This is a genomic window from Luteibacter sp. UNCMF331Sha3.1 (genome assembly GCF_900109915.1).
Lineage (GTDB): Bacteria > Pseudomonadota > Gammaproteobacteria > Xanthomonadales > Rhodanobacteraceae > Luteibacter.
On the sequence record NZ_FOBU01000001.1, the window covers coordinates 135,111 to 156,210 of the forward strand.

The 21,100-nt window shown below is 67.1% G+C and carries 13 protein-coding genes and 1 riboswitch; of the genes, 8 read left to right on the forward strand and 5 right to left on the reverse strand.

What is annotated here, in order from left to right:
• Nucleotides 1-12 precede the first annotated feature (12 nt).
• Nucleotides 13-744: an SDR family oxidoreductase gene (locus BMX32_RS00540; RefSeq protein WP_089973895.1), complete on the forward strand. Its 732-nt coding sequence runs from the start codon at nucleotides 13-15 to the stop codon at nucleotides 742-744.
• A 183-nt stretch (nucleotides 745-927) separates the two neighbouring features.
• Nucleotides 928-1,896, forward strand: a complete 969-nt coding sequence (locus BMX32_RS00545) for an NmrA family NAD(P)-binding protein (RefSeq protein WP_211664160.1) — start codon at nucleotides 928-930, stop codon at nucleotides 1,894-1,896.
• A gap of 46 nt (nucleotides 1,897-1,942) precedes the next feature.
• On the opposite strand, the gene BMX32_RS00550 is transcribed toward BMX32_RS00545, so the two are convergent.
• The gene (locus BMX32_RS00550) at nucleotides 1,943-3,883 is read right to left on the reverse strand and encodes an RICIN domain-containing protein (RefSeq protein WP_139206645.1); all 1,941 of its coding nucleotides are present in this window, start codon (nucleotides 3,881-3,883) and stop codon (nucleotides 1,943-1,945) included.
• A gap of 388 nt (nucleotides 3,884-4,271) precedes the next feature.
• A riboswitch (glycine riboswitch) is annotated at nucleotides 4,272-4,366 on the forward strand.
• A gap of 42 nt (nucleotides 4,367-4,408) precedes the next feature.
• Between BMX32_RS00550 and gcvP the strand changes: the two genes are divergently transcribed.
• The 4 genes from gcvP to BMX32_RS00570 all read left to right on the forward strand — a co-directional run bounded on the left by gcvP (nucleotide 4,409) and on the right by BMX32_RS00570 (nucleotide 11,592).
• Nucleotides 4,409-7,279: an aminomethyl-transferring glycine dehydrogenase gene (gcvP, locus tag BMX32_RS00555; RefSeq protein ID WP_089973898.1), complete on the forward strand. Its 2,871-nt coding sequence runs from the start codon at nucleotides 4,409-4,411 to the stop codon at nucleotides 7,277-7,279.
• A gap of 282 nt (nucleotides 7,280-7,561) precedes the next feature.
• Nucleotides 7,562-8,227: a carbonic anhydrase gene (locus BMX32_RS00560; RefSeq protein ID WP_089973899.1), complete on the forward strand. Its 666-nt coding sequence runs from the start codon at nucleotides 7,562-7,564 to the stop codon at nucleotides 8,225-8,227.
• Nucleotides 8,224-9,099, forward strand: coding sequence for a bestrophin family protein (locus BMX32_RS00565; protein ID WP_089973900.1), 876 nt, complete (start codon nucleotides 8,224-8,226; stop codon nucleotides 9,097-9,099). The genes BMX32_RS00560 and BMX32_RS00565 overlap by 4 nt, the downstream gene beginning before the upstream one ends.
• A gap of 96 nt (nucleotides 9,100-9,195) precedes the next feature.
• Nucleotides 9,196-11,592 carry a GH92 family glycosyl hydrolase gene (locus tag BMX32_RS00570; RefSeq protein WP_244511462.1) on the forward strand — a complete coding sequence of 799 codons (2,397 nt, stop codon included), beginning with the start codon at nucleotides 9,196-9,198 and terminating at the stop codon, nucleotides 11,590-11,592.
• A gap of 98 nt (nucleotides 11,593-11,690) precedes the next feature.
• Here BMX32_RS00570 and BMX32_RS00575 read toward each other — a convergent pair whose 3' ends face one another.
• From BMX32_RS00575 to BMX32_RS00585, 3 genes are all read right to left on the reverse strand, one after another.
• Nucleotides 11,691-14,012, reverse strand: coding sequence for a heavy metal translocating P-type ATPase (locus BMX32_RS00575; RefSeq protein WP_089973902.1), 2,322 nt, complete (start codon nucleotides 14,010-14,012; stop codon nucleotides 11,691-11,693).
• Complete coding sequence (locus tag BMX32_RS00580; RefSeq protein WP_089973903.1) at nucleotides 14,009-14,425, reverse strand: heavy metal-responsive transcriptional regulator; 417 nt, start codon at nucleotides 14,423-14,425, stop codon at nucleotides 14,009-14,011. Before BMX32_RS00580 ends, BMX32_RS00575 begins: the two co-directional genes overlap by 4 nt.
• Nucleotides 14,426-14,506: 81 nt before the next feature.
• Nucleotides 14,507-15,376: an aldo/keto reductase family oxidoreductase gene (locus BMX32_RS00585; protein WP_089973904.1), complete on the reverse strand. Its 870-nt coding sequence runs from the start codon at nucleotides 15,374-15,376 to the stop codon at nucleotides 14,507-14,509.
• Nucleotides 15,377-15,492: 116 nt separating this feature from the next.
• Between BMX32_RS00585 and BMX32_RS00590 the strand changes: the two genes are divergently transcribed.
• Nucleotides 15,493-16,395 carry a LysR substrate-binding domain-containing protein gene (locus BMX32_RS00590; protein WP_211664192.1) on the forward strand — a complete coding sequence of 301 codons (903 nt, stop codon included), beginning with the start codon at nucleotides 15,493-15,495 and terminating at the stop codon, nucleotides 16,393-16,395.
• 77 nt (nucleotides 16,396-16,472) lie between these two features.
• Here the strand turns inward: BMX32_RS00590 and BMX32_RS00595 are convergent, their stop codons facing one another.
• Nucleotides 16,473-16,937: a hemerythrin domain-containing protein gene (locus tag BMX32_RS00595; protein WP_089973906.1), complete on the reverse strand. Its 465-nt coding sequence runs from the start codon at nucleotides 16,935-16,937 to the stop codon at nucleotides 16,473-16,475.
• 941 nt (nucleotides 16,938-17,878) lie between these two features.
• Between BMX32_RS00595 and BMX32_RS00600 the strand changes: the two genes are divergently transcribed.
• Nucleotides 17,879-21,049: a TonB-dependent receptor gene (locus BMX32_RS00600; protein WP_089973907.1), complete on the forward strand. Its 3,171-nt coding sequence runs from the start codon at nucleotides 17,879-17,881 to the stop codon at nucleotides 21,047-21,049.
• Nucleotides 21,050-21,100 lie beyond the last annotated feature (51 nt).

Genomic DNA, 21,100 nt, shown 5'->3' on the forward strand with positions numbered 1-21,100 from the left:
CAAGGAACCGCCATGAATCACCAAGACCGCGTCACCCTCGTCACCGGCGCCAACAAAGGCATCGGCCTGGAAGTGGCTCGCCAGCTCGGCAAGGCCGGCCACCGCATTCTCCTAGGCGCGCGCGACGCCGGCCGCGGTCAGGCGGCGGAAGCCACGCTTCGCGGCGAAGGCATCGACGTGCGCTTTATTCGCCTGGATCTCGCCGACGAAGCCTCGCTGGCCCGCGCGGCCGCCGACATCGAGGCCAACGAAGGCCGCATCGACGTGCTGGTGAACAACGCGGGCGTCGCGATCGAAGGCGACGGCAACGTCGCTGCCGCGAACCTCGATGCCGTGAAGCGCGTCTTCGACACGAACTACTTCGGCACGGTCGCCGTGACCCAGGCACTGTTGCCGCTGGTGAAGAAGTCGGCCGCAGGCCGCATCATCAACGTGTCCAGCCGCCTCGGCTCGATCACCTACAACGCCGACCCGACCTGGGATTTCGCCGCGGTGAAGCTGGTCGGCTACAACGCGTCGAAGGCCGCGCTGAACATGTTCAGCGTTATTCTCGCCGACGAGGTCAGGAACGACGGCATCACCGTCCATGTCGCCTGCCCCGGCTACACGGCCACGGACCTCAACGGCAACAGCGGCACGCAGACCCTGGCCGAAGGCGCGGAGGAAATCGTCCGCCTCGCCTCGACGGCGAATGCGGCGCCCACCGGGTCGTTCACGGGTCGCGAAGGCCCCGCCCCCTGGTGATCGTCGACGCGCACGGCCGGGAACCCAGTCTGGCGATGGGCACGCCATCGCCACGCCACCCCGTCAAGGCGGCTCGGCAGGTCAGGGTTCCATTGCCACATCGACGCGTGCAGCGGGCCTGGCCCGATCGCACACGACCCGGCCGGGAAACGGGTCGTCGGACAGGATGAAACGGATAACGCCGTGCGATGTCCCGCCAAGACGTGGCGGTGGTTTCGTCGCACTTTCACAACGCTTATATTTTGTCTGACATTCCATTTGAAGAGGCTGTCGATGGCAAAGAGCGAATCCACCATCCTGGTCGTCGGGGCCGCGGGAAAATTCGCGGGACTGGTCGTTCCCGAGCTGGTCGGGCGTGGCGCCACCGTGCGCGCGCTCGTTCGCGATGAGGCGAAAGCTTCGCTCGCCCGATCGATGGGCGCGAGTGAAATCGCCATCGGCGATCTGGGGGATGCCGACAGCCTGGTCGACGCCTGCCGGGGTGTGGGAGGCGTCTTCCATATTGGCCCCGCGTTCGTCGCGAACGAAGCCGCGATGGGCGTGTCACTCGTCGAAGCCGCGGAACGCAGCGGCGTCACGAAGTTCGTGTTCTCCTCCGTCATCCAGCCGACCAACATTGCCCTGGAAAACCATGCGAGCAAGATTCCCGTCGAGGACGCGCTTTATTCGTCCCGACTGGTCTATACGGTTCTGCATTCCGCGAATCTCATGCAGAACATCGGCCTCGCATGGCCTGCGATCGTCCGCGACGGTCGCTTCGGCGAACCGTTTCCCAGCGAGAGCCGGGTAGCGCGCGTGGACTATCGCGATGTCGCGGAACTTGCCGCGGTCGCCCTCACCGGCGAGCGGCTGGACTACGCCACGCTGGAACTGGCAGCGGGAATGTACAGCCGGCATGACATCGTCGCCGCCATCGCCGACGTCCTTGGGCGCCCCATCGAAGCGTTCGCACCCGCGTTCGACGACTGGGTGCGGGCAGCCCGCCCGCCTTACGACGAACGCCAGCTACGCATGCTCGAGCGCGTCTTCCATCACTACGCCAGCTGTGGGCTCGGCGGAAACAGCCTGACGCTGACCGCCGCACTGGGTCGCGAGCCGCGCTCGCTGCGGGATTACGTGCGGGATCTGGCCGGCACGGGCCGTGCTGCCTGATGCACCAGAAGACGGACGAGCGCCTCGGCGACGCTCGTCCGGCAGCTCACAGCTCGGGCGTCAGCCCCGCGCGCAACACCACCACGCTCCAGCGCTGCTCCGGGCCGACGGCGCCGTAGCTTCGTTCCCAGCTCGCCGGCACCAGTCCGGCGGCCGTATTGAACGGCGCCGGGATCAATTCGCCGGCCACGGGCGCACGTGGGTAACCCGACCAGGGGGGCAGGATCGCGTTGTGCGGGTTCGATGGCGTGTCTTCGAAACGACCCGCCGCATCCACCCGCAGCGTTCCGCCATCGACGAAGAGGCGATGGCGTCCATCGTCGAACCGGCTGTGCAGACGATCGGCGCGCCATTCCCAGCGCTGATCGTTGCCCAGCGTGCAACGCCCGACGGTAAGGCGATCGCGTGCCGGGTCGGCGGTCAGGCAGAGCCCGCTCGACCGATTGACGTAGCGGCTTTCGCTGTCGAGACCCCACATCTGCGTGCGGCTGGATGGATCGCACGTCGCGATCGAGACGTTGTCGCCGGTCTGCGCGAGGCACCCGCCGTTTCCGAACGCGGAGCGAACGAGCACGGTGATCTCGCGCGTCAGGAAGGGATGCGACATGTCGAGCACGTAGCGTTTCTTCACCGACACCGGCACGGTGGCATCCGAGGAACGCCAGTTGCTGCGATCCCACCACCACTTCTTTTCGTTGAGTTCGTAACCGCCTTCGATCTCGACGGTCGCCATGCCCTCGTAGCTTCCGGGCAATTCCCACACGGACCAGGTATCGAAGGTCGCGCTCCGCATCATCGGCGTCATCCGCGCCTCGGTGAGCTTCACGCTGTCCGCCCGCACGTTGTCCAGCAGGACGTTCTCGAGCTTCGGCGCGATCCGTGCCTCCCATTGCGCCGCCTGCCCCGCGTCGACCGGCCTCGCCAGCATGGAATAGTCCGTGAAACTGTACCGGATCGTCTCGGTCGTTTCGTTCTGGTAGCTGAAAGAAAGATTGAACGGCAGTTTCGCGGCAAGACCGGCGTCCGGCTGTCCATCCGCCGACGCGCCCTCGCCCGTCCCGCCGCCGATGTTGATGCTGCGCCGCTTCACCTGTTCGTAGTCGATCGACGTGCGCCCGTCGCTCTCGGGCAGGCTGTCCACCATCTGCGGCTGCACACCGTCGGCGCTCACGCGATGACTGACCCGGTAGACCCATGGCAGATAGGCGGCCGAGAGGTTCACCGCCGGTCTCATGTCGTGACCCGCAAAAATACCGGCGTTCTTCGGTGTGATGATCGGCCACGCGTGCACGTGGATTTCCTTGTCGTCTTCGGTGCGGGTGCTGGTGCGCAGCACCTTGATCACGGCACGACCGGTGATGTCGTCGGTCCCCGTGTCGATCAGGCCTTCGTGAAAGGTGACCATCGGGAGGCCGCTGGCCTGGGGGGTGTCGTTTGCGATCGCGTCGGCTTCGACCGATGGGCGGAACGACATCGCCGCGGACGCGGCCCGACGCGACCACCGCGGCGACCAGTGCGCCTCCGGAGCCGTATTCCCGAGCACCGCGACCTCGCCGTCGCTCTGGCGCACGTACAACGTGTCGCCTCCGGGCGGGGCGATGCCGAAGACACGGGCGACGTCGGCGCGGGAGTCGTCGTCGACGCAGACGAAGACCGGCACGCCCCGGTCGAACAGGTGCATCAACATGGGGCGCGCGGCGAGGGTGACGAGATCGCGCGCCGCCACGACGGCGATCGCGCGTGCGGCCGGATCGGCGAAGCGCTCGATATCCGGCGCCGACAGCGCGGCGCCGTCGACGATCGGCGAGACATGCGCCGCGAGATCGCCCGCGTGCTCGATGTGCGACGGGTCGCCGAACACCAGAAGCGTATTCGGCGGTTCGGCGGGCGCGTCGCCGCGCGATGCGAGAGCCTGGCCCGCGGCGCCCAGCAGGAGCGCGCCGAGAGCGGTGACGAGGGTTCGACGGGTGAAAGCGTGGGGGGACATGGACGTTCTCCGTGTGGGGTCCGGGGTCCACGCTAGGCGCCGCCGTCCGCGCCGCGGTGAGAACAATCTCATCATCCTGGGATCGGCCGCTCGTGGCGTTCACGCACGTTCGGTGCCGTTCAGCACCGTATCGCAGCAATTGCGTAATCCCCTCCAGACCGGACGGGCCATCCCGGTCACTCCCTGCCACCGTCGGCCTACGGTCCGAAGAGGGCTCGCCTGCCATCCGGGCAGGTCGGAACGGCCTCCCGGCAGCCGCGATCGCATGTCATCCCCGCCCGCCCGGACGCCTGTATAATCGGTCGGGTAACGCCCGGTGGGAGAAGCGGAAGGACCCGCTGCCGAAGACGCAACGCCCGTAATCGCTCAGGCTCCCATACCACCGCGCGGTCATCACTCTGGAGAGACCGGTTCGATCCGGCGCCGAAGGTGCAAGAGGCTCGCCGCCTCCAAACTCTCAGGCAAAAGGACAGAGGGGCGCCCCACGTGCCGGCACGGCACGGTCTTTGCGGATGCCTCCAAGCCATGAGCCAGAAAACCTCTCCCTCGCTGCGCGACCTCGAGCACCATGGCGCGTTCATCGAACGCCACATCGGCCCCAACGACGCCGAGATCGGCGAGATGCTCGCCGTCGTCGGCCACGCCTCGCTCGACGCCCTGACGGACGCCATCGTTCCCGGCTCGATCAAGTCGCCGGCACCGCTCGCCCTGCCCCGCGCCGTGACGGAAGAAGAAGCGATCGCGAAGATCCGCCGGATCGCCGACCGCAACACGGTCTTCCGCAGCTTCATCGGCCAGGGTTACTACGGCACGCTCACCCCGAACGTCATCCTGCGCAACGTGCTCGAAAATCCGGCGTGGTACACGGCCTATACGCCGTACCAGGCGGAGATCTCGCAGGGTCGCATGGAAGCCCTGATCAACTTCCAGACGATGGTCGCCGACCTCACGGGCATGGACATCTCCAATGCCTCGCTGCTCGACGAAGGCACCGCCGCCGCCGAAGCGATGACGCTGGCGAAGCGTTCGGGCAAGTCGAAGTCGAACGTGTTCTTCGTGTCGCAGGACGTCCATCCGCAGACGCTCGACGTGCTGCGCACGCGCGCCGACGGCATCGGCATCGAGCTGCACATCGGCCCGGACGCCGACGCCGCCACGGTCGAGAGCTTCGGCATCCTGCTGCAGTACCCGAACACGTTCGGCCGCATCAACGATTACAAGGCGCTGGCCGACGCCACGCACGCGCGCGGTGCGGTGGTGTGCGTCGCCACCGACCTGCTCGCGCTCACGCTGATCGCCTCGCCGGGCAGCTGGGGCGCCGACATCGTGGTCGGCAACACGCAGCGTTTCGGCGTGCCGTACGGCTTCGGTGGCCCGCATGCCGCCTACCTCGCCTGCCGCGACGCCTATAAGCGTTCGATGCCGGGCCGCCTCATCGGCGTCTCGATCGACAGCGAAGGCAAGCCGGCCTACCGCCTCACCCTGCAGACGCGCGAACAGCACATCCGTCGCGAGAAGGCCACGTCGAACATCTGCACCGCGCAGGTGCTACTTGCCGTGATGGCGAGCATGTACGCCGTCTACCACGGCCCCGAGGGCCTGGTGCGCATCGCCCGCCGCACGCATCGCCTCGCGGCGATCCTCGCCGGCGCGCTCGGCCAGGCCGGTGTCGCCGTCGGTGCCGACTTCTTCGATACGCTGCACGTCACGGGCGTCGATGCGAAGGCCCTGCACGCGAAGGCCGCCGCGGCGCGCGTGAACCTGCGCGCCATCGACGCGACGAGCGTCGGCATCTCGCTCGACGAAACGACCACCCGTGCCGACGTCGCGACCCTCGCCGGCCTCTTCGGCGCGAACGTCGCCGACATCGACGCGCTCGACGCTTCCACGGCCGACGCCCTGCCGCAGGGCCTGCTGCGCGACATCGACTTCCTGCAGCACCCGGTCTTCAACACGCACCATAGCGAGCACGAGCTGCTGCGCTACCTGCGTGGCCTCGCGGACAAGGACCTCGCGCTCGACCGCACGATGATCCCGCTCGGCTCCTGCACGATGAAGCTCAACGCCACCGCGGAGATGATCCCGGTGACGTGGCCGGAGTTCGCGAACATCCATCCGCTCGTCCCGGCCGACCAGGCGCAGGGCTACAAGCAGCTGATCGACGAACTCGAGGCCATGCTGGTCGAGTGCACCGGCTACGACGCCGTCAGCCTGCAGCCGAACTCCGGCGCGCAGGGCGAATACGCGGGCCTGCTCGCCATTCGCGCCTACCACCGCTCGCGCGGCGAAGGCCATCGCGACGTCTGCCTCATCCCGGAATCCGCGCACGGCACCAATCCGGCGTCGGCGCAGATGTGCGGCATGACCGTGGTGGTGACGCGGTGCGACGCCAACGGCAACGTCGACGTCGACGACATCCGCGAGAAGGCCGAGAAGTACGCCGACCGTCTCGCCGCGATCATGATCACCTACCCGTCCACGCACGGCGTGTTCGAGGAAGACGTCGTCGCCATCTGCGAAGCGGTGCACAAGCACGGCGGCCAGGTGTACACCGACGGCGCGAACATGAACGCGCTGGTCGGCCTCGCCAAGCCCGGCAAGTGGGGCTCGGACGTCTCGCACCTCAACCTGCACAAGACGTTCTGCATCCCGCACGGCGGCGGCGGCCCGGGCGTCGGTCCGTGCGCGGTGAAGTCGCATCTCGCCCCGTTCCTGCCCCGCGCGTTCGGTGGCGAGGGCGAGGTGGGCATGGTCAGCGCCGCCACGTTCGGCTCGGCATCCATCCTGCCGATCTCGTGGATGTACATCACCCTGATGGGCACGGAAGGCCTGCGCAAGGCGACCCAGGTCGCGCTGCTCAACGCCAACTACGTCGCGAAGCGGCTCGCCCCGTACTTCGAAACGCTCTACACCGGCCGTAACGGCCTGGTGGCGCACGAGTGCATCCTCGACCTGCGTCCGCTCAAGGACGCGACGGGCGTGGGCGCCGAAGACGTCGCCAAGCGCCTCATCGACTTCGGCTTCCACGCTCCGACCCTGAGCTTCCCGGTCGCCGGCACGCTGATGGTCGAGCCGACCGAGAGCGAATCGCTGCACGAGCTCGACCGCTTCATCGACGCGATGATCCAGATCCGCGAGGAAATCGCCGCGGTGCAGGATGGCCGTCTCGACCGCGAGGACAACCCGCTGCGCAACGCCCCGCACACGGCCACCATGGTCACGGGCACGGAGTGGACCCACGCCTACCCGCGCGAGCTGGCCGCCTTCCCGCTGCCGTCGCTGAAGCTGTCGAAGTACTGGCCGCCGGTTTCCCGCGTCGACAACGTGTTCGGCGACAAGAACGTGATGTGCGCCTGCATCCCCATCGACGCGTACAAGGAAGACGCCGAGGCGTAAGCCCTCCTGAAAGCCTGACCCCAGAAGCCGCCCGGTTCCGCCGGGCGGCTTTTTTTGTGGGAGCGGCCTTGGCCGCGATGGGTGCTTGCCGCAAGCACCCATCGCGGCCAAGGCCGCTCCCACCAACAACGGCTAGCCCCGCCAGCGGGAACAGCCGTACGTCACGAGGGTAGCTTTCTCCAACCCACCCATACGCCGCCGAATCCACCCCCGGGGCGTTTGGCATAAACTTCCCCTCCTGACCGCCCCGTAGTCCGTGGCGGCATTGATCGAGGTGAAAGCATGAGCCAGGAAACCCCCAGCGACGACAGCCTCATCGGGCTGTTGAAGGGCGTCGAAGACTTCAGCCAGAACGTCTTCCCCGAAACGCAGGAACTCTTCAGCGAGCTGGCAGAAGGCCAGAGCCCGCATACGCTCTTCATCACCTGCGCCGACTCGCGCGTGGTGCCGGAGATGATCACGCAGACGCAGCCGGGCGAACTCTTCGTCTGCCGCAACATCGGCAACATCGTGCCGGGTTACGGCGAGATGCTTGGCGGCGTGTCCGCCGTGGTCGAGTTCGCGGTCGCGGTGCTTCGCGTCCGTCAGGTGGTCATCTGCGGTCACAGCGATTGCGGCGCCATGAAGGGCCTGCTCAACCCCGAGTCCACGAAAGACCTGCCGACCGTGACGGCATGGCTGCGCAACGCCGAGGCCGCGAAGAGCGCCGTGTTCGCGCGCAAGCTCGAAGGCGCCGATGCGATGGCGGCGGTCATCCAGGAGAACGTGCGCCTGCAGCTCGCGCACCTGCGCACGCATCCGGCGGTCGCCGCGGCGCGCGCCAACAACGCGATCACACTGCAGGGCTGGGTGTACGACATCGGCAACGGCACGGTATCCGTCCTCGACCAGGCAAGCGATCGCTTCGTGGCGCTGGCGGAAGCCATCGGGCGCAAGAACGCCGGATGATCGTCCCCGGGCGCGCCCACCTCGGACACATCCTGCGCTACGTCGGCCGGCCGTTGATCTGGCTGCTGGGCTGGGACATCGCGGTGACCGCGCTCTGGTACACCGTCGATCCGGACTGGATCGAATTCCCCGCCCTGCCCCTCACGCTGCTCGGTTCCGCCGTCGCCGTGTATCTCAGCTTCCGCAACACCACCGCGTACGCGCGCTGGTGGGAAGCGCGCACGCTGTGGGGCGCGATGGTGAACGCCTCGCGCACGCTCGCCCGCGAGGCGCTCACGCTGCTGGGCGACCGCGCGGTCGCCGTGACGGTCGCCCACCGGCAGATCGCCTTCGTGCACGCCCTGCGCCTGCACCTGCGCCGTCAGGCGCCGTGGGACGAACTGGCGCACCGCCTCCCGACCGACGAACTGTCGTCGCTGCGCGAGGTGGCGAACGTGCCCAACGCCATCCACGCGCGTACCGCGACGCTCATCGCCGACGCGCGGCCGGACCCGATCCTGCTCACCACGCTCGCGCGCACGCTGTCCGACATCACCAACGCGCAGGGTGGCATGGAGCGGATCAAGAACACGCCGCTGCCCCAGCAGTACGCGACCTATCCCGCGATCTTCACGCACGGCTTCTGCCTGCTGCTGCCGCTCGGACTCGTCGAGACCCTGGGCCTCTACACGCCGCTGGGCTCCACGGTGGCCGGGTTCCTGTTCCTCGCGTTGCTGCAGATCGGCAACGACATCCAGAATCCCTTCGAGAACCTCGAAGACGACGTGCCGCTCACCACGCTCACGCGGGCGATCGAGATCGACCTGCGCGACGCGCTCGGCGAGAAACACGGGCTGGAGCCCGTGAAGCCGGTGAACGGCATTCTCTGGTAGCCGTCACACCGACCATGACCCATGGCACGGGACATCCCGTCTCCATCGGATTTCAATCGAGATAAATCCCGGTTCCACGGAGAATGCCTCTTGCGCGTGTTTCGACCGATCGCCCTCGCCGCCGCCCTGGTTCCCGCCCTCGCCGCCGCTTCGTCCGGCCCCGCCGAGCTCGTCAACCCGCTGATCGGCACGACGAACGGAGGTAACGTCTTCCCGGGCGCGGTGGTGCCGTTCGGCATGCTGCAGTTCAGTCCCGAAGCCTCGCCGCTACCGGGGAAGAAAGCGCCGATCGCCGCGCCGGGCGGCTACGAATACCGCGCGGACGCCATCCGCGGCTTCAGCCTCACCAATGTCGAAGGCTGGGGTTGCGCCGGTGCCTCGGGCGACATTCCGCTGATGCCCATCACCGAAGACGTGGTCGCCTCGCCGTCGACCGACTTCCGCCATGCGTACGCGTCGACGTTCTCGCACGCGAACGAAACCGCGAAGGCCGGCCACTATCGCGTCGCGCTCGATAACGGCGTGACCGTGGACCTGACCGCCGCGCTGCATTCGGGCGCGGCGCGTTTCGCCTTCCCCGCCGGCAAGCCGGCCAACGTCCTCGTCCGTGCGTCCGATTCCGAAGTGGGCTCGGAGCACGCGAGCGTCACGGTCGACAAGGCGAACCGGCGCGTCAGCGGCGAGGTCACGAGCGGCAACTTCTGCGGCTACATCAACGAAGCGGATCGTCGCAGCTATTACACGCTGTACTTCGTCGCCGAATTCGACCAGCCTTTCGCGTCGACCGGCGCGTGGCAGGACACCACGGTCACGCGCGGGGGCACGAAGGCGCAGGGCGGCACGGGCTACGGTCCGAAGGGCTTCCCGGAAGCCGGCAAGGGCGCCGGCGCCTGGGTCGGCTTCGCGAAGGGCACGGGCGCGGTGAACGTACGCGTCGGCATTTCGTATGTCAGCGCCGCGAACGCGCAGGCCAACCTCGACGCGGAGAACCCGAAGGGCACCACGTTCGAAGCGCTGCGCGACAAGGCGGTCGCCGCGTGGAACGATCGCCTTTCGCACATCGACATCGAAGGCGGCACGCCCGACCAGCGCACCGTGTTCTATACCGCGCTGTACCACTCGCTGATGCACCCGAACGTCTTCAGCGACGTGAACGGCGAATACCGCGGCTTCGACAACAAGGTCCATCGCGTCACGGGTACGCAGAAAGCGCAGTACGCCAACTTCTCCGGCTGGGACGTCTATCGCTCGCAGCTGCCGCTCGTGGCGTGGCTGGAACCGAAGACCGCGAGCGACATCGCGCAGAGCCTGTACAACCAGGCGCAACAGAACGGCGGCGTGTGGGATCGCTGGACGCACAACAACGGCGGCACGCACGTGATGAACGGCGATCCGGCCGCACCGTCGGTCGCCGGCGTCTACGCGTTCGGCGCGCGCGACTTCGACGCGAAGGGCGCCCTCGCCTCCCTGGTGCACGCGGCGGACAACCCGACCGCGCTGGACACGTCGCACGATGGGTGCGAAGTGGAATGCGTCGGCCAGCGTCCCGGTCTCGACGCATGGCTGAAGCTGCACTACATCCCGGTCGGCGCACCCGCCTGGGGGCCTGCCGCCGACACGCTCGAAACCGTCGCCGCGGAATTCGGCATCAGTGCGCTCGCGCAGCGCCTTGGCGATACCGCCACGTCGAAGCGTTTCCTTGGCCGCGCGCAGTACTGGCGCAACCTGTTCGATCCGAAAGCCACCGCGGAAGGCGGCTACATCCGCAACCGCAACGCGGACGGCAGCTGGGCGCTCGTGAAGGACGACGACGATAAGGAAGCCCACGCGTTCACGCCGTCGACCGGCGACGGCTTCGTCGAAGGCAGCGCCGCGCAGTACGTGTGGATGGTACCGTTCAACGTCGGCGGACTCTTCGATGCGATGGGCGGTCGCGACAAGGCGCGGAAACGTCTCGACGCGTTCTTCTACCAGCCCGACGGCGCGTTCGCGGTCACGAAGTCCGGCCCGCTGCACGCCGAACTCGACAACGAACCGTCCATCGGCACGCCCTGGCTCTACAACTACGCCGGCCAGCCGTGGAAGACGCAGGAACTCGTGCGCCGCGTGCTCGACACCATCTGGCTCAACGCGCCGAACGGCATCCCGGGCAACGACGACCTCGGCGAGATGTCGTCGTGGTACGTGTTCGCGTCGCTGGGTATCTACCCCGCCATTCCGGGCCGCGCGGAACTGGTGGTCGGCAGCCCGCTGTTCACGCGTGCCGTGATCCATCGCGAGCACGGCGACGTGACCATCGAGGCACCCAACGCCGGGGCCGGCAAGCCGTACGTCACGGCGCTGAAGATCGACGGCAAGACGTCGGCACGCTCATGGCTGCCGGAAGACTTCGCACTGAAGGGTGGCAAGCTGGAGTTCGATCTTTCTGACAAGCCGAACAAGGCATGGGCGAGCAAGGCGGAAGACGCACCGCCGTCGTTCGACGCGCGGTAAGGCCCCGATAGCAGGCCTCTCTGGTGGGAGCCAGCCTGCTGGCGAAGGGTGCTCGCGGTAAGCGCCCTTCGCCAGCGGCCTGGCTCCCACCGGCACCGTCAGATCGTCGCGGACCGCAAGCGCAGCGCGTTGCCCACCACTGACACCGAGCTCAGGCTCATCGCCAGCGCCGCGAACATCGGCGAGAGGGTGATGCCCAGCAGCGGATACAACACGCCCGCCGCCAACGGCACGCCCACGGCGTTGTAGACGAACGCGAAGAACAGGTTCTGCCGGATGTTCTTCACCGTCGCCTCCGATAGCGCGCGGGCCCGCGCGATACCGGCGAGATCGCCCTTCAGCAGCGTCACCGACGCGCTCTGGATCGCGATGTCGCTGCCATTGCCCATCCCGATGCCTACATCGGCCGCCGCGAGTGCCGGTGCGTCGTTCACGCCGTCGCCCGCCATCGCCACGACCGAACCGCGGGCTTTCAGCGCGGCGACGAGGTTCGCCTTATCTTCGGGTGAAACACCGGCGTGCACCTCGTCGATCGGCAGCGATGCGGCCACCGCCTTCGCGGTCGCCTCGTTGTCGCCCGTCGCCATCACGAGGCGCACGCCCGCCTCGCGTAAGGCGTCCAATGCGGCGGCGGTGGATGGCTTGACCGCATCCGCCAGCGACAGCACGCCGGCCAGGCGCCCGTCGATGGCGAGGAACATCGCCGTCGCGCCCTTGCGGCTCGCTTTTTCCGCGACGTCCCGGCCTGCCGCGGTCTCGACGCGCTCGTCTTCCATCAGACGCGCGTTACCCAGCGCGACGTCGTGACCGCCGACACGTCCGGTCACGCCTCTCCCGACCAGTACACGGAAACCGGACACCTCGGGAATCGAGAGCGCCTCCCCTTCCGCCGCCGCGACGATGGCCGCGGCGAGCGGATGCTCGCTGGGACGCTCCAGCCCGGCGGCGAGCGCCAGTACCTCGGCGCGCTCGTGCCCAAAGCCGCGCACGTCGAGCAGCGTCGGCCTGCCTTCCGTCAACGTACCCGTCTTGTCGAACACCAGCGTGTCGACATCGCGGAGGCGTTCGATCGCGGCCGCGTCGCGGAACAGCACGCCAGCCCGCGCACCGCGCCCGCTCGCGACCATGATGGACATCGGCGTCGCCAGCCCCAGCGCGCACGGGCACGCCACGATCAGCACCGACACGGCGGCCACCAGCGCATGCGCGAACACCGGTACCGGCCCGGCGAACCACCAGACCACGAACGCCAGTACGGCCACCGCGACCACGGCGGGAACGAACCACGCGGCGACCCGGTCCGCCATGCGTTGCAACGGTGCGCGCGAGCGCTGCGCCTCCGCCACCATCGCGACGATGCGCGAGAGCACGGTGTCGTCGCCGATGTGGCCGACCCGCATCGTCAGCGCGCCGTGCTGGTTCTGCGTGCCGCCCGTCACCGTATCGGAGGCCTTCTTCGGCACCGGCATCGATTCGCCGGTGAGCATCGATTCGTCGACGTGGCTCTCGCCATCGATCACGCGGCCGTCGGCGGGAACGGTCTCGCCGGGCCGCACGCGCAGGAGGTCGCCCACGTGCAAGGCGTCGAGAGGGACATCGCTTTCGCTGCCGTCGTCGGCGATGCGGCGCGCCGTCTTCGGCGCGAGCCCGAGCAATCCGCGCAGTGCCTCGCCGGTTCGCCGCCGCGCGCGCAGCTCCAGGAAATCGCCGAGCGTCACCAGCGTCACGATGACCGCGGCGGATTCGAAGTACACGCCGATGTGACCGTGCATGTCACGCATCGACATCGGGAACCACGCCGGCACCGCGAACGCCACCGCGCTATAGAGCCACGCCACGCCGGTGCCGAGCGCGATCAGCGTGTACATGTTCGGCGACCACGGCACCAGCGAGCGCCAGCCGCGCGCGAAGAACGGCGCGCCGCCCCACAGGACCACCACGGTCGCGAGCAGCGCTTCGGCCCAGCGTGCGATGCCCGCGAACGGCTCGGGCCACATCCATCCGAACAGATGCGGGCCCATGGCGACGATCAGCACGGGAAGCGTTAGCGCCACGAGCAGACCAAGGCGACGGCCGAGCGCGCGCACCTCGCCGTCATCGTCGTCGAGCGACGGCATTGCGGGTTCGAGCGCCATGCCGCACTTCGGGCACGACCCCGGTCCGACCTGACGCACCTCCGGATGCATCGGGCACGTGTAGACCGTGCCCGCCGGCATCGGCGCTTCGGGTTCTTTCGGGCCCAGGAAACTCATCGGCGCGGCGACGAAGCGCTCACGGCAGCGTGCGCCGCAGAAGTGGTAGTCGTGCCCGTCATGCGACGCATGGTGCGGCGTCTTCGCCGGATCCACCGTCATGCCGCATACGGGATCGATGACGGTCGCGGCCTCCGCCGCACCGTGTCCACAGCCGGCGTGGTTCATGGCGTCGTCTCCCCCAGCGCCTTGAGGATCGGACAATCCTCCGGCGCACCGTGCCCCGGGCACGCGTCGACGAGCTCGGCGAGCCCGGCGCGCACCCGCTGAAGCTCGGCGATGCGGTCGTCGATGGCCCGGAGCCGCGCCGCCGCGCGTTCGCGGACGCCTTCGACACCGACGTGACGGTCGGCCGAGAGGGCCAGCAGCTCGCGAATTTCCTCCAGCGTAAAGCCGAGGTCTTTCGCGCGACGGATGAACCGCAGCCGCGACACGGCGCTCTGATCGTACTCGCGGTAACCGGAGGGCCGGCGGCGAGGCTCAGGCAGCAGCCCTTCCCGCTCGTAGAACCGGATCGTATCGATGGCCACGCCCGCGCTCTGCGCGATGCGGCCGATGGTGAGAGCGGATTGAGTCGTCATGGGTCAAGTCTAGACCCTTGATACAGGTCCAGAGTCAAGCCTGCCCTGGATCACGGTCGGCCGGCCGGACCCCGCCTCGTTTCACGCCGGGCTCGCGATCGCGTCCAGCATCGCCAGTGCGTCTTCCGGAAGGGTCAGCTCGCCGGCCCGCAGGTTGTCCTTGAGATGGGCGACCGACGACGTGCCGGGAATAAGAAGAATGTTCGGCGAGCGGTGCAGCAGCCAGGCCAACGCGACCCGCAGCGGGCTCGACCCAAGTCGCTTCGCGACATCCGACAGCGCATCGGACTGCAGCGGGCTGAAGCCGCCGAGCGGGAAGAACGGTACGAAGGCGATGCCATTTTTCGCGAGTGCGTCGACCATGGCGTCGTCTTCGCGGTGTGCCAGGTTGTACTGGTTCTGCACGGAGACGATCTCGCACATGCCGCGCCCTTCGGCTACCTGTGCGGGCGTGACGTTACTCAGGCCGATGTGGCGGACGAGGCCTTGCCGCTGCAGCTCTACGAGTGCCGCGAGCTGCGGTGCGATCGAACCTTCCTTCGGCCCGGCGGTGTCGAACATGACACGCAGGTTCACCACGTCGAGCACATCGCGCCCGAGATGGCGCAGGTTGTCATGCACCGCCGCGACGAGTTCGGCCGGCGACGAGGCCGGAAGCCACGCGCCCTTTTCGTCGCGACGCGCACCGACCTTGGTGACGAGGGTGAGGTCGTCCGGATACGGCGACAACGCCTCGCGAATGATCTGGTTCGTGACGTGCGGGCCGTAGAAGTCGCTGGTGTCGATGTGGTTGACACCCGCGGCGACGGCTTCGCGCAGCACGGCGACCGCGGCGGCGCGATCCTTCGGCGGACCGAACACGCCGGGGCCGGCGAGCTGCATGGCGCCGTAGCCGATGCGGTTGACGATCCGGTCGCCGAGACGAAACGTGGACGGAATGGCGGTGGTCATGGGGGATGCTCCGGTCAGGTGCTGAACAAGGTAGACCCGGATGCCTTGTTCGATAAGCCGTTAGTATCCGCACACGTCGTGCGGATACCCGAACAATGACTCTCGACCTCAACGATCTGGATGCCTTCGTCAAAGTGGCACGCGCCGGTGGCTTTCGCGACGCGGCGCGCACGCATGGCGGCAGCGCGTCGGCCTTGAGCGAGGCCGTCCGGCGCCTCGAAAACGGGATGGGTATGCGACTGCTCAACCGGACGACGCGCAGCGTCGCCCCGACCGAAGCCGGGCGCGGACTGCTGGAGCGTCTCGGGCCTGCCCTTGCCGAGGTCGAGTCGGCGGTCGATGCGGTGAACCGCTACCGCGATCGCCCGGCGGGCACGCTGAAACTCAACGTGCCACTGAGCGCCGCGCGGCTCGTATTGCCCGCGCTGGTATCGCCATTTCTTGCCGCCTACCCCGACATCCGGCTCGAAGTCATGGTCGACGAGAATTTCGTCGACGTGCTGGCCGCGGGGTGCGATGCCGGCATCCGCTACGACGAACGACTCGAGCAGGACATGATCGCGATCCCCATCGGGCCCCGCACACAACGCATGGCAGCCGCCGCCTCGCCAGCGTATCTCGCGGCGCACGGACGGCCGGTCCACCCGCGCGAGCTCGTCGGGCACGCTTGCCTGCGCGGTCGATTTCCCAGCGGGTCGATCCCGCCCTGGGAGTTCGAACGCGGCGAGGAATCGATCGCCATCGAAGCTGTCGGTCCTCTTCTCGTCGGGCTGGGCGGCGCCGCGGATCTTGCCGTCGACGCGGCGATCGCCGGGACGGGGATCGTCTATCTGTTCGAAGACTGGCTCGCGCCTCACCTGCGCCGCGGCGCACTCGAGCCCGTCCTTGAAGACTGGTGGCCGACGTTCTCGGGCCCGTTTCTCTACTACCCCGGCCGGCGGCTCGTCCCGGCGCCGCTGAAGGCTTTCGTGGAGTTCGTGCGCTCGGCGTCGGCCGCCCCCGCAGGCAACGCCGTGTAGGAGCGATTCTGGCCGCGCTGGGTGCTTGCGGCAAGCCCCCAGCGCGGCCAGATTCGCTCCTGCACGGCCGCCGTTGCTCAGGCCGCCTTGAGCTGCTTCAGCAGCTGCAGCTTTCGCGCCTGCATGCGTTCGCCGAGTTCCTGGAGCTGCGCCTTGTCGAGCAGCTTCTTCGCGTCCTTGAACATCTCGGTTTCTTCTTCTTCGATGTGGTGCTCGATCAGCTCCTTAAGCACCTTCGCGCGCCCGGAGAACTGCTCCGTGCCCGGATCCGTCTTCATGAGGTCGGGGAGGACGAGGTCTTCGGCGGCGCGGTGTTCTTCCAGCGCCTCGAAGTACATCTTCTCTTCCTCCTTCTTGCCGGCCTCCCTGAACGCCGGATAGAAGATCTCTTCTTCGATGGTCGTATGGGCGGCGAGGTTCATGTGGATCTGCTGGAGCAGATCCGTGCGCTTCTTCACGGCGCGCGTCGACGAACCGGTCAAGTCCTCGAGCAGGGCCTTGACGAGTTTGTGGTCTTCTTTGAGCAGCGAAATGGCATCCATCGTGGTGTCCTGGCGTCGGCGGGGATGGATGAGCTTCACGTCACCACGGTGATGGACGCGTCGCCGATTCGCGCATTGCCGAACACATCGTTCCCTTCCAGCGATCCGCGATGGCCGGTCGAGGATCCGAGAACGACCCCGGTGACACCACGCTCGTCTGGGTCTTCGAGTCATGTACGTTCGCATGAAAACGATTACGTTTCACGCGACAACGACGCGTCGTCATTCGCCGCATTTGCACATCGGCATCACGCGGCCTCGCGACGATCCATCGACACGCCTCCTCCGCAACCCCATGCATTCATTGGCATTCCTTCCACCCGATGCCATGGCGCGTCGTCCGAACTGCGACGCAGGACACGTCATGCCAGACGAATTCCCGTCGACGCCATCACATTTTTTTTGCGGCGCAGCGTGACAGGTTGCGAGCGCAGCGTCTTAATGCGCCCCGGGGAGTTAGATCGATCCAAGTCGGGGCCCATTCGCGCATGCCAAGGCGACGAACCGGTGTCCGACCTTGGGGGCGGCGGGAGGGGTTTCGGGAGCGCGCGACGAGCGCCAACCGGCTGAAAGCTTCTTCCCGCCAGATGTGTCGAGGGGTTTGGGAAGCCGTCGCATGAAACACCGAAGCGTCCGTAGCTGCATGTTGACCGATTCGTCCGTGGCCGCCATGGCCGCGGTCGTCTGCCATCCGGCAGGCGGCTTTGCCCTGCGCCACGCCGCCGACCGAGATCCCGTCCCGACCTCATCCGGTCTGAACCCGCATCACTGAAGTAACCGTCGCTGGCGTGCCCGGGGGCCGCCGGCTATCGAAATTTTGGATCGATCCAAGGGCAAGGGGGACGCGTGACCTAAGCAATTCGCGCATCGAAAAACGGCGATCGACGGGGGATCGCCGCGCATAGCTCCAAGTGCAAACACCATCGAGGGAAACAACAACAATGTCTCATCAGCCGCAAACACTTACGCGTAAACCGCTGGTCACCGCCCTTGCCACGGCGACGCTCTCGCTGCTCGGCTACCTCGGCACCGCCGACGTCGCCTTCGCCCAGACGGCGGCTCCTGCCGCGTCTTCCACGGCCGCGCCGGCGCAGGACGCCGATGCCGCGAACCCGGTCGACAAGGACGGCAAGAAGAAGCCGAACGGCGCCACCAACCTCGAAACCGTCACGGTCACCAGCTATCGCCAGTCGATCGACCAGAGCGTCATCGAGAAGCGCGACGCGAACTCCATCGTCGAAGTGATCAACGCGCAGAACATCGCGCAGTTCCCGGCGAAGAACATCGCCGACGCGCTCGCTCACGTGCCCGGCGTCGTCATCAGCCGCGAGTCCGGCGAAGGCAAGACCGTCAGCATCCGCGGCCTCGCGCCGGAGCTCACCTATACCCAGCTGAACGGCAACTACGTGGCGTCCGCCGATACGTCGGCCGGCCTCACGCGTTCGTTCAACTACACGCTGTTCCCCGCGAACATGTTCTCGGACATCAAGCTCTACAAGAGCCTCGAGGCGCGCCTCGACGAAGGCGGCATCGGTGGCAACGTCGACCTGCGCACGCGTCGTCCGCTCGAAATGGATGCCAACGAAGGCTTCGTGACCGGCACCGCCGCCAGCTCGGACAACAGCTCCAAGACGGAACCGCAGGGTTCCGCGCTGTGGTCGTGGAAGAACAAGGACGAGACGTTCGGCGTCCTCGTCGCCGGCGCGTATCAGAAGCGCTCGGCCGTCACGTACTCGGCCGATGCGTCCAGCTGGCACTGGTGGTCGGATGACTGCACGGACCACACCACCTGCACGCAGCCGCCCGTCAACGTCCACGGCAAGCCCTATGGCGCCGCCGTCGACAACAACATCGACCTCTGGGGCAACGGCGTCGTCGACCAGGCCGGCAACGTTTCCAACGGCTTCTGGATGCCGCAGCAGTTCGCCACGAGCAAGAACAACCTCGACCTGAAGACCAAGGGCGCCCAGGCCACCCTGCAGTTCAAGCCGAGCGACCACTTCCTGCTGACGGGTAACTACTTCCGCTTCGAGCGCTCGCAGAAGCAGATCACCAACACGCTCGAAATCCCCGAGTGGGGCCTGCCGAACAACTCGAACTTCGCCGACCAGAACGGCCGCCTGCTCGCGCCGAACGGCCTGACGTTCGACAAGTCGGGCACGATCGTCACGGGTGCCAACTACGTGCTGCCGCCGGCAGGCGTCGGTTGTAATTCCGCGGTGAACCCGGTCACCGGCGCGACGCGTCAGGCCGTCGACATCTGCAACACCGAAATCCCCTGGCTCAACGGCAACTACTCTGTCGAGAAGGCGAAGTCGCAGACGATCAACCTCGAAGGCGAGTGGGATACCGGCGGCGCGCTCAGCGGGTCGTTCAACGTCGGCCGCACCTGGGCCACGGGTGGTCCGTCGATCGAACTGGGCATGGCCGCCAAGCCGCGTAACTTCGTCAACGGCCAGTGGGTGAACGGCAGCAACGGCGCGTCGTGGGATCTCAGCGGCAAGCCGGGCATCAGCGCCGAGCAGAGCACGCTGAACAACATGCTCGCCGGCGCGGGCCAGGTCGACCTGGGTTCGACGGGTTCGAACATGGTCAACACCTCGAACTCGCAGAACTTCGCGCAGGCCGACTTCACGTGGTCGCTCGATTCCAGCTGGCTGCAGTCGATCCAGTTCGGTGGCAAGTACACCGACTCGAACGCCGAGCAGCAGAGCAACGAAGTGCGCTGGTACTGCAAGGGCACCACGCTGCAGTTCCAGACCTGCGATCCAAACGCCGGCCAGCTGCCGCCGGGCTTCCTGCTGCCGAACTACCTCGACGGCGTGAACCATGCGTACGGTGACGACATCTTCCCGGCGATCAACTTCCCGGCCTACTACAACCACCTGAACTCGACGTACGACCGCGTCATCTACAACAAGCCGCAGAACAAGTCGTCGATCGGCGAGAAGATCGCCGCGGCCTACGTGCAGGCGAACTTCGACACGGGCAACGTTCGCGGTAACGTCGGCGTCCGCTTCGTGACCACGAAGCAGGACCTGACCGTCGCCAACCAGATCACCACCAACAACGCCACGTACTACCACGACGCAGGCGGCAACATCCTGATCTGCCCGGCCTCGGGCGTGAACGCGGGCGGCGGTGCGTGCGCCCCGGGTGACTTCCAGTACCTGCCGCGCGAGATCGCGGTCGTCGAAGGCTTCTCGAACTCGACCACGAACAAGCGTTACAACAAGTTCCTGCCGAGCTTCAACATCGCCTGGACCATCGCGGAAGACTTCGTGCTGCGTGCCGCCGGTTCGCAGGCCCTCGCCCGCGCGAACTACACCGACCTCGCGCAGCTGGGTCAGCTGACCAACAACACGCAGGAGTACTACAACGACCGCAAGCAGTTCGGCGCACCGCTGCCGGGCTGGTACGGTTCCGGTGCCAACGCCGACCTGAAGCCGTTCACGGCCACGCAGTTCGACCTGGCCGGCGAGTGGTACTACGCGACGCATGGCGTGATCGGTATCGATCTGTTCCAGAAGAAGGTGAAGAACTTCGTCGTCCCGGTCACCGTCAACAACATCGACGTGGACGTTGCCGGTACGCCGACTAACTTCCGCCAGTACAGCACCAACGCCAACGGCCGTTCCGGCACGTCGAAGGGCATCGAGCTGTACGCGCAGCACACCTGGGACAACGGCTTCGGCTACATCGCCAACTACACGCTCAACAAGACCAACGAAACCGCGGTCTCGCTGGGCGACACGCAGGTCGGCAAGGCCGAGCTGATCGGTAGCGCGAAGTACGCCGCCAACGTGTCGCTGTTCTACGAAAAGAACGGCCTGCTGCTCCGCGCCAGCGACAACTGGACGGGCCGCCGGATGAACGGCCTCGCGGCCGGCTTGCCGATCTACTCGCAGCCGTATCACCAGATCGACCTCAACGGCGACTATGAATTCAACAAGCACTTCATGGTCACCGCGTCGATCATCAACTTCAACAAGGCCACGCCGCACACCTACCTGGGTGGCGATACGCGCGCTCGACTGGTGCAGCTGCTCTACCCGGGCCGCCAGTACTACGTGGGTGTGACCTACAAGTTCGGTGGCGAAAGCAACAAGTGACAAACCAGCGGGGCCGGGCGATGAGCCCGGCCCCGCTTCCTTTTCGACGAA

Excerpts from the sequence above, each read along its gene's own strand:
- BMX32_RS00595 (WP_089973906.1), bottom strand. The coding sequence starts at position 16,937 with ATGGATGCCATTTCGCTGCTCAAAGAAGACCACAAACTCGTCAAGGCC.
- gcvP (WP_089973898.1), top strand. The coding sequence starts at position 4,409 with ATGAGCCAGAAAACCTCTCCCTCGCTGCGCGACCTCGAGCACCATGGC.
- BMX32_RS00540 (WP_089973895.1), top strand. The coding sequence starts at position 13 with ATGAATCACCAAGACCGCGTCACCCTCGTCACCGGCGCCAACAAAGGC.
- BMX32_RS00550 (WP_139206645.1), bottom strand. The coding sequence starts at position 3,883 with ATGTCCCCCCACGCTTTCACCCGTCGAACCCTCGTCACCGCTCTCGGC.
- BMX32_RS00575 (WP_089973902.1), bottom strand. The coding sequence starts at position 14,012 with ATGAACCACGCCGGCTGTGGACACGGTGCGGCGGAGGCCGCGACCGTC.
- BMX32_RS00585 (WP_089973904.1), bottom strand. The coding sequence starts at position 15,376 with ATGACCACCGCCATTCCGTCCACGTTTCGTCTCGGCGACCGGATCGTC.
- BMX32_RS00565 (WP_089973900.1), top strand. The coding sequence starts at position 8,224 with ATGATCGTCCCCGGGCGCGCCCACCTCGGACACATCCTGCGCTACGTC.
- BMX32_RS00600 (WP_089973907.1), top strand. The coding sequence starts at position 17,879 with ATGTCTCATCAGCCGCAAACACTTACGCGTAAACCGCTGGTCACCGCC.
- BMX32_RS00560 (WP_089973899.1), top strand. The coding sequence starts at position 7,562 with ATGAGCCAGGAAACCCCCAGCGACGACAGCCTCATCGGGCTGTTGAAG.
- BMX32_RS00580 (WP_089973903.1), bottom strand. The coding sequence starts at position 14,425 with ATGACGACTCAATCCGCTCTCACCATCGGCCGCATCGCGCAGAGCGCG.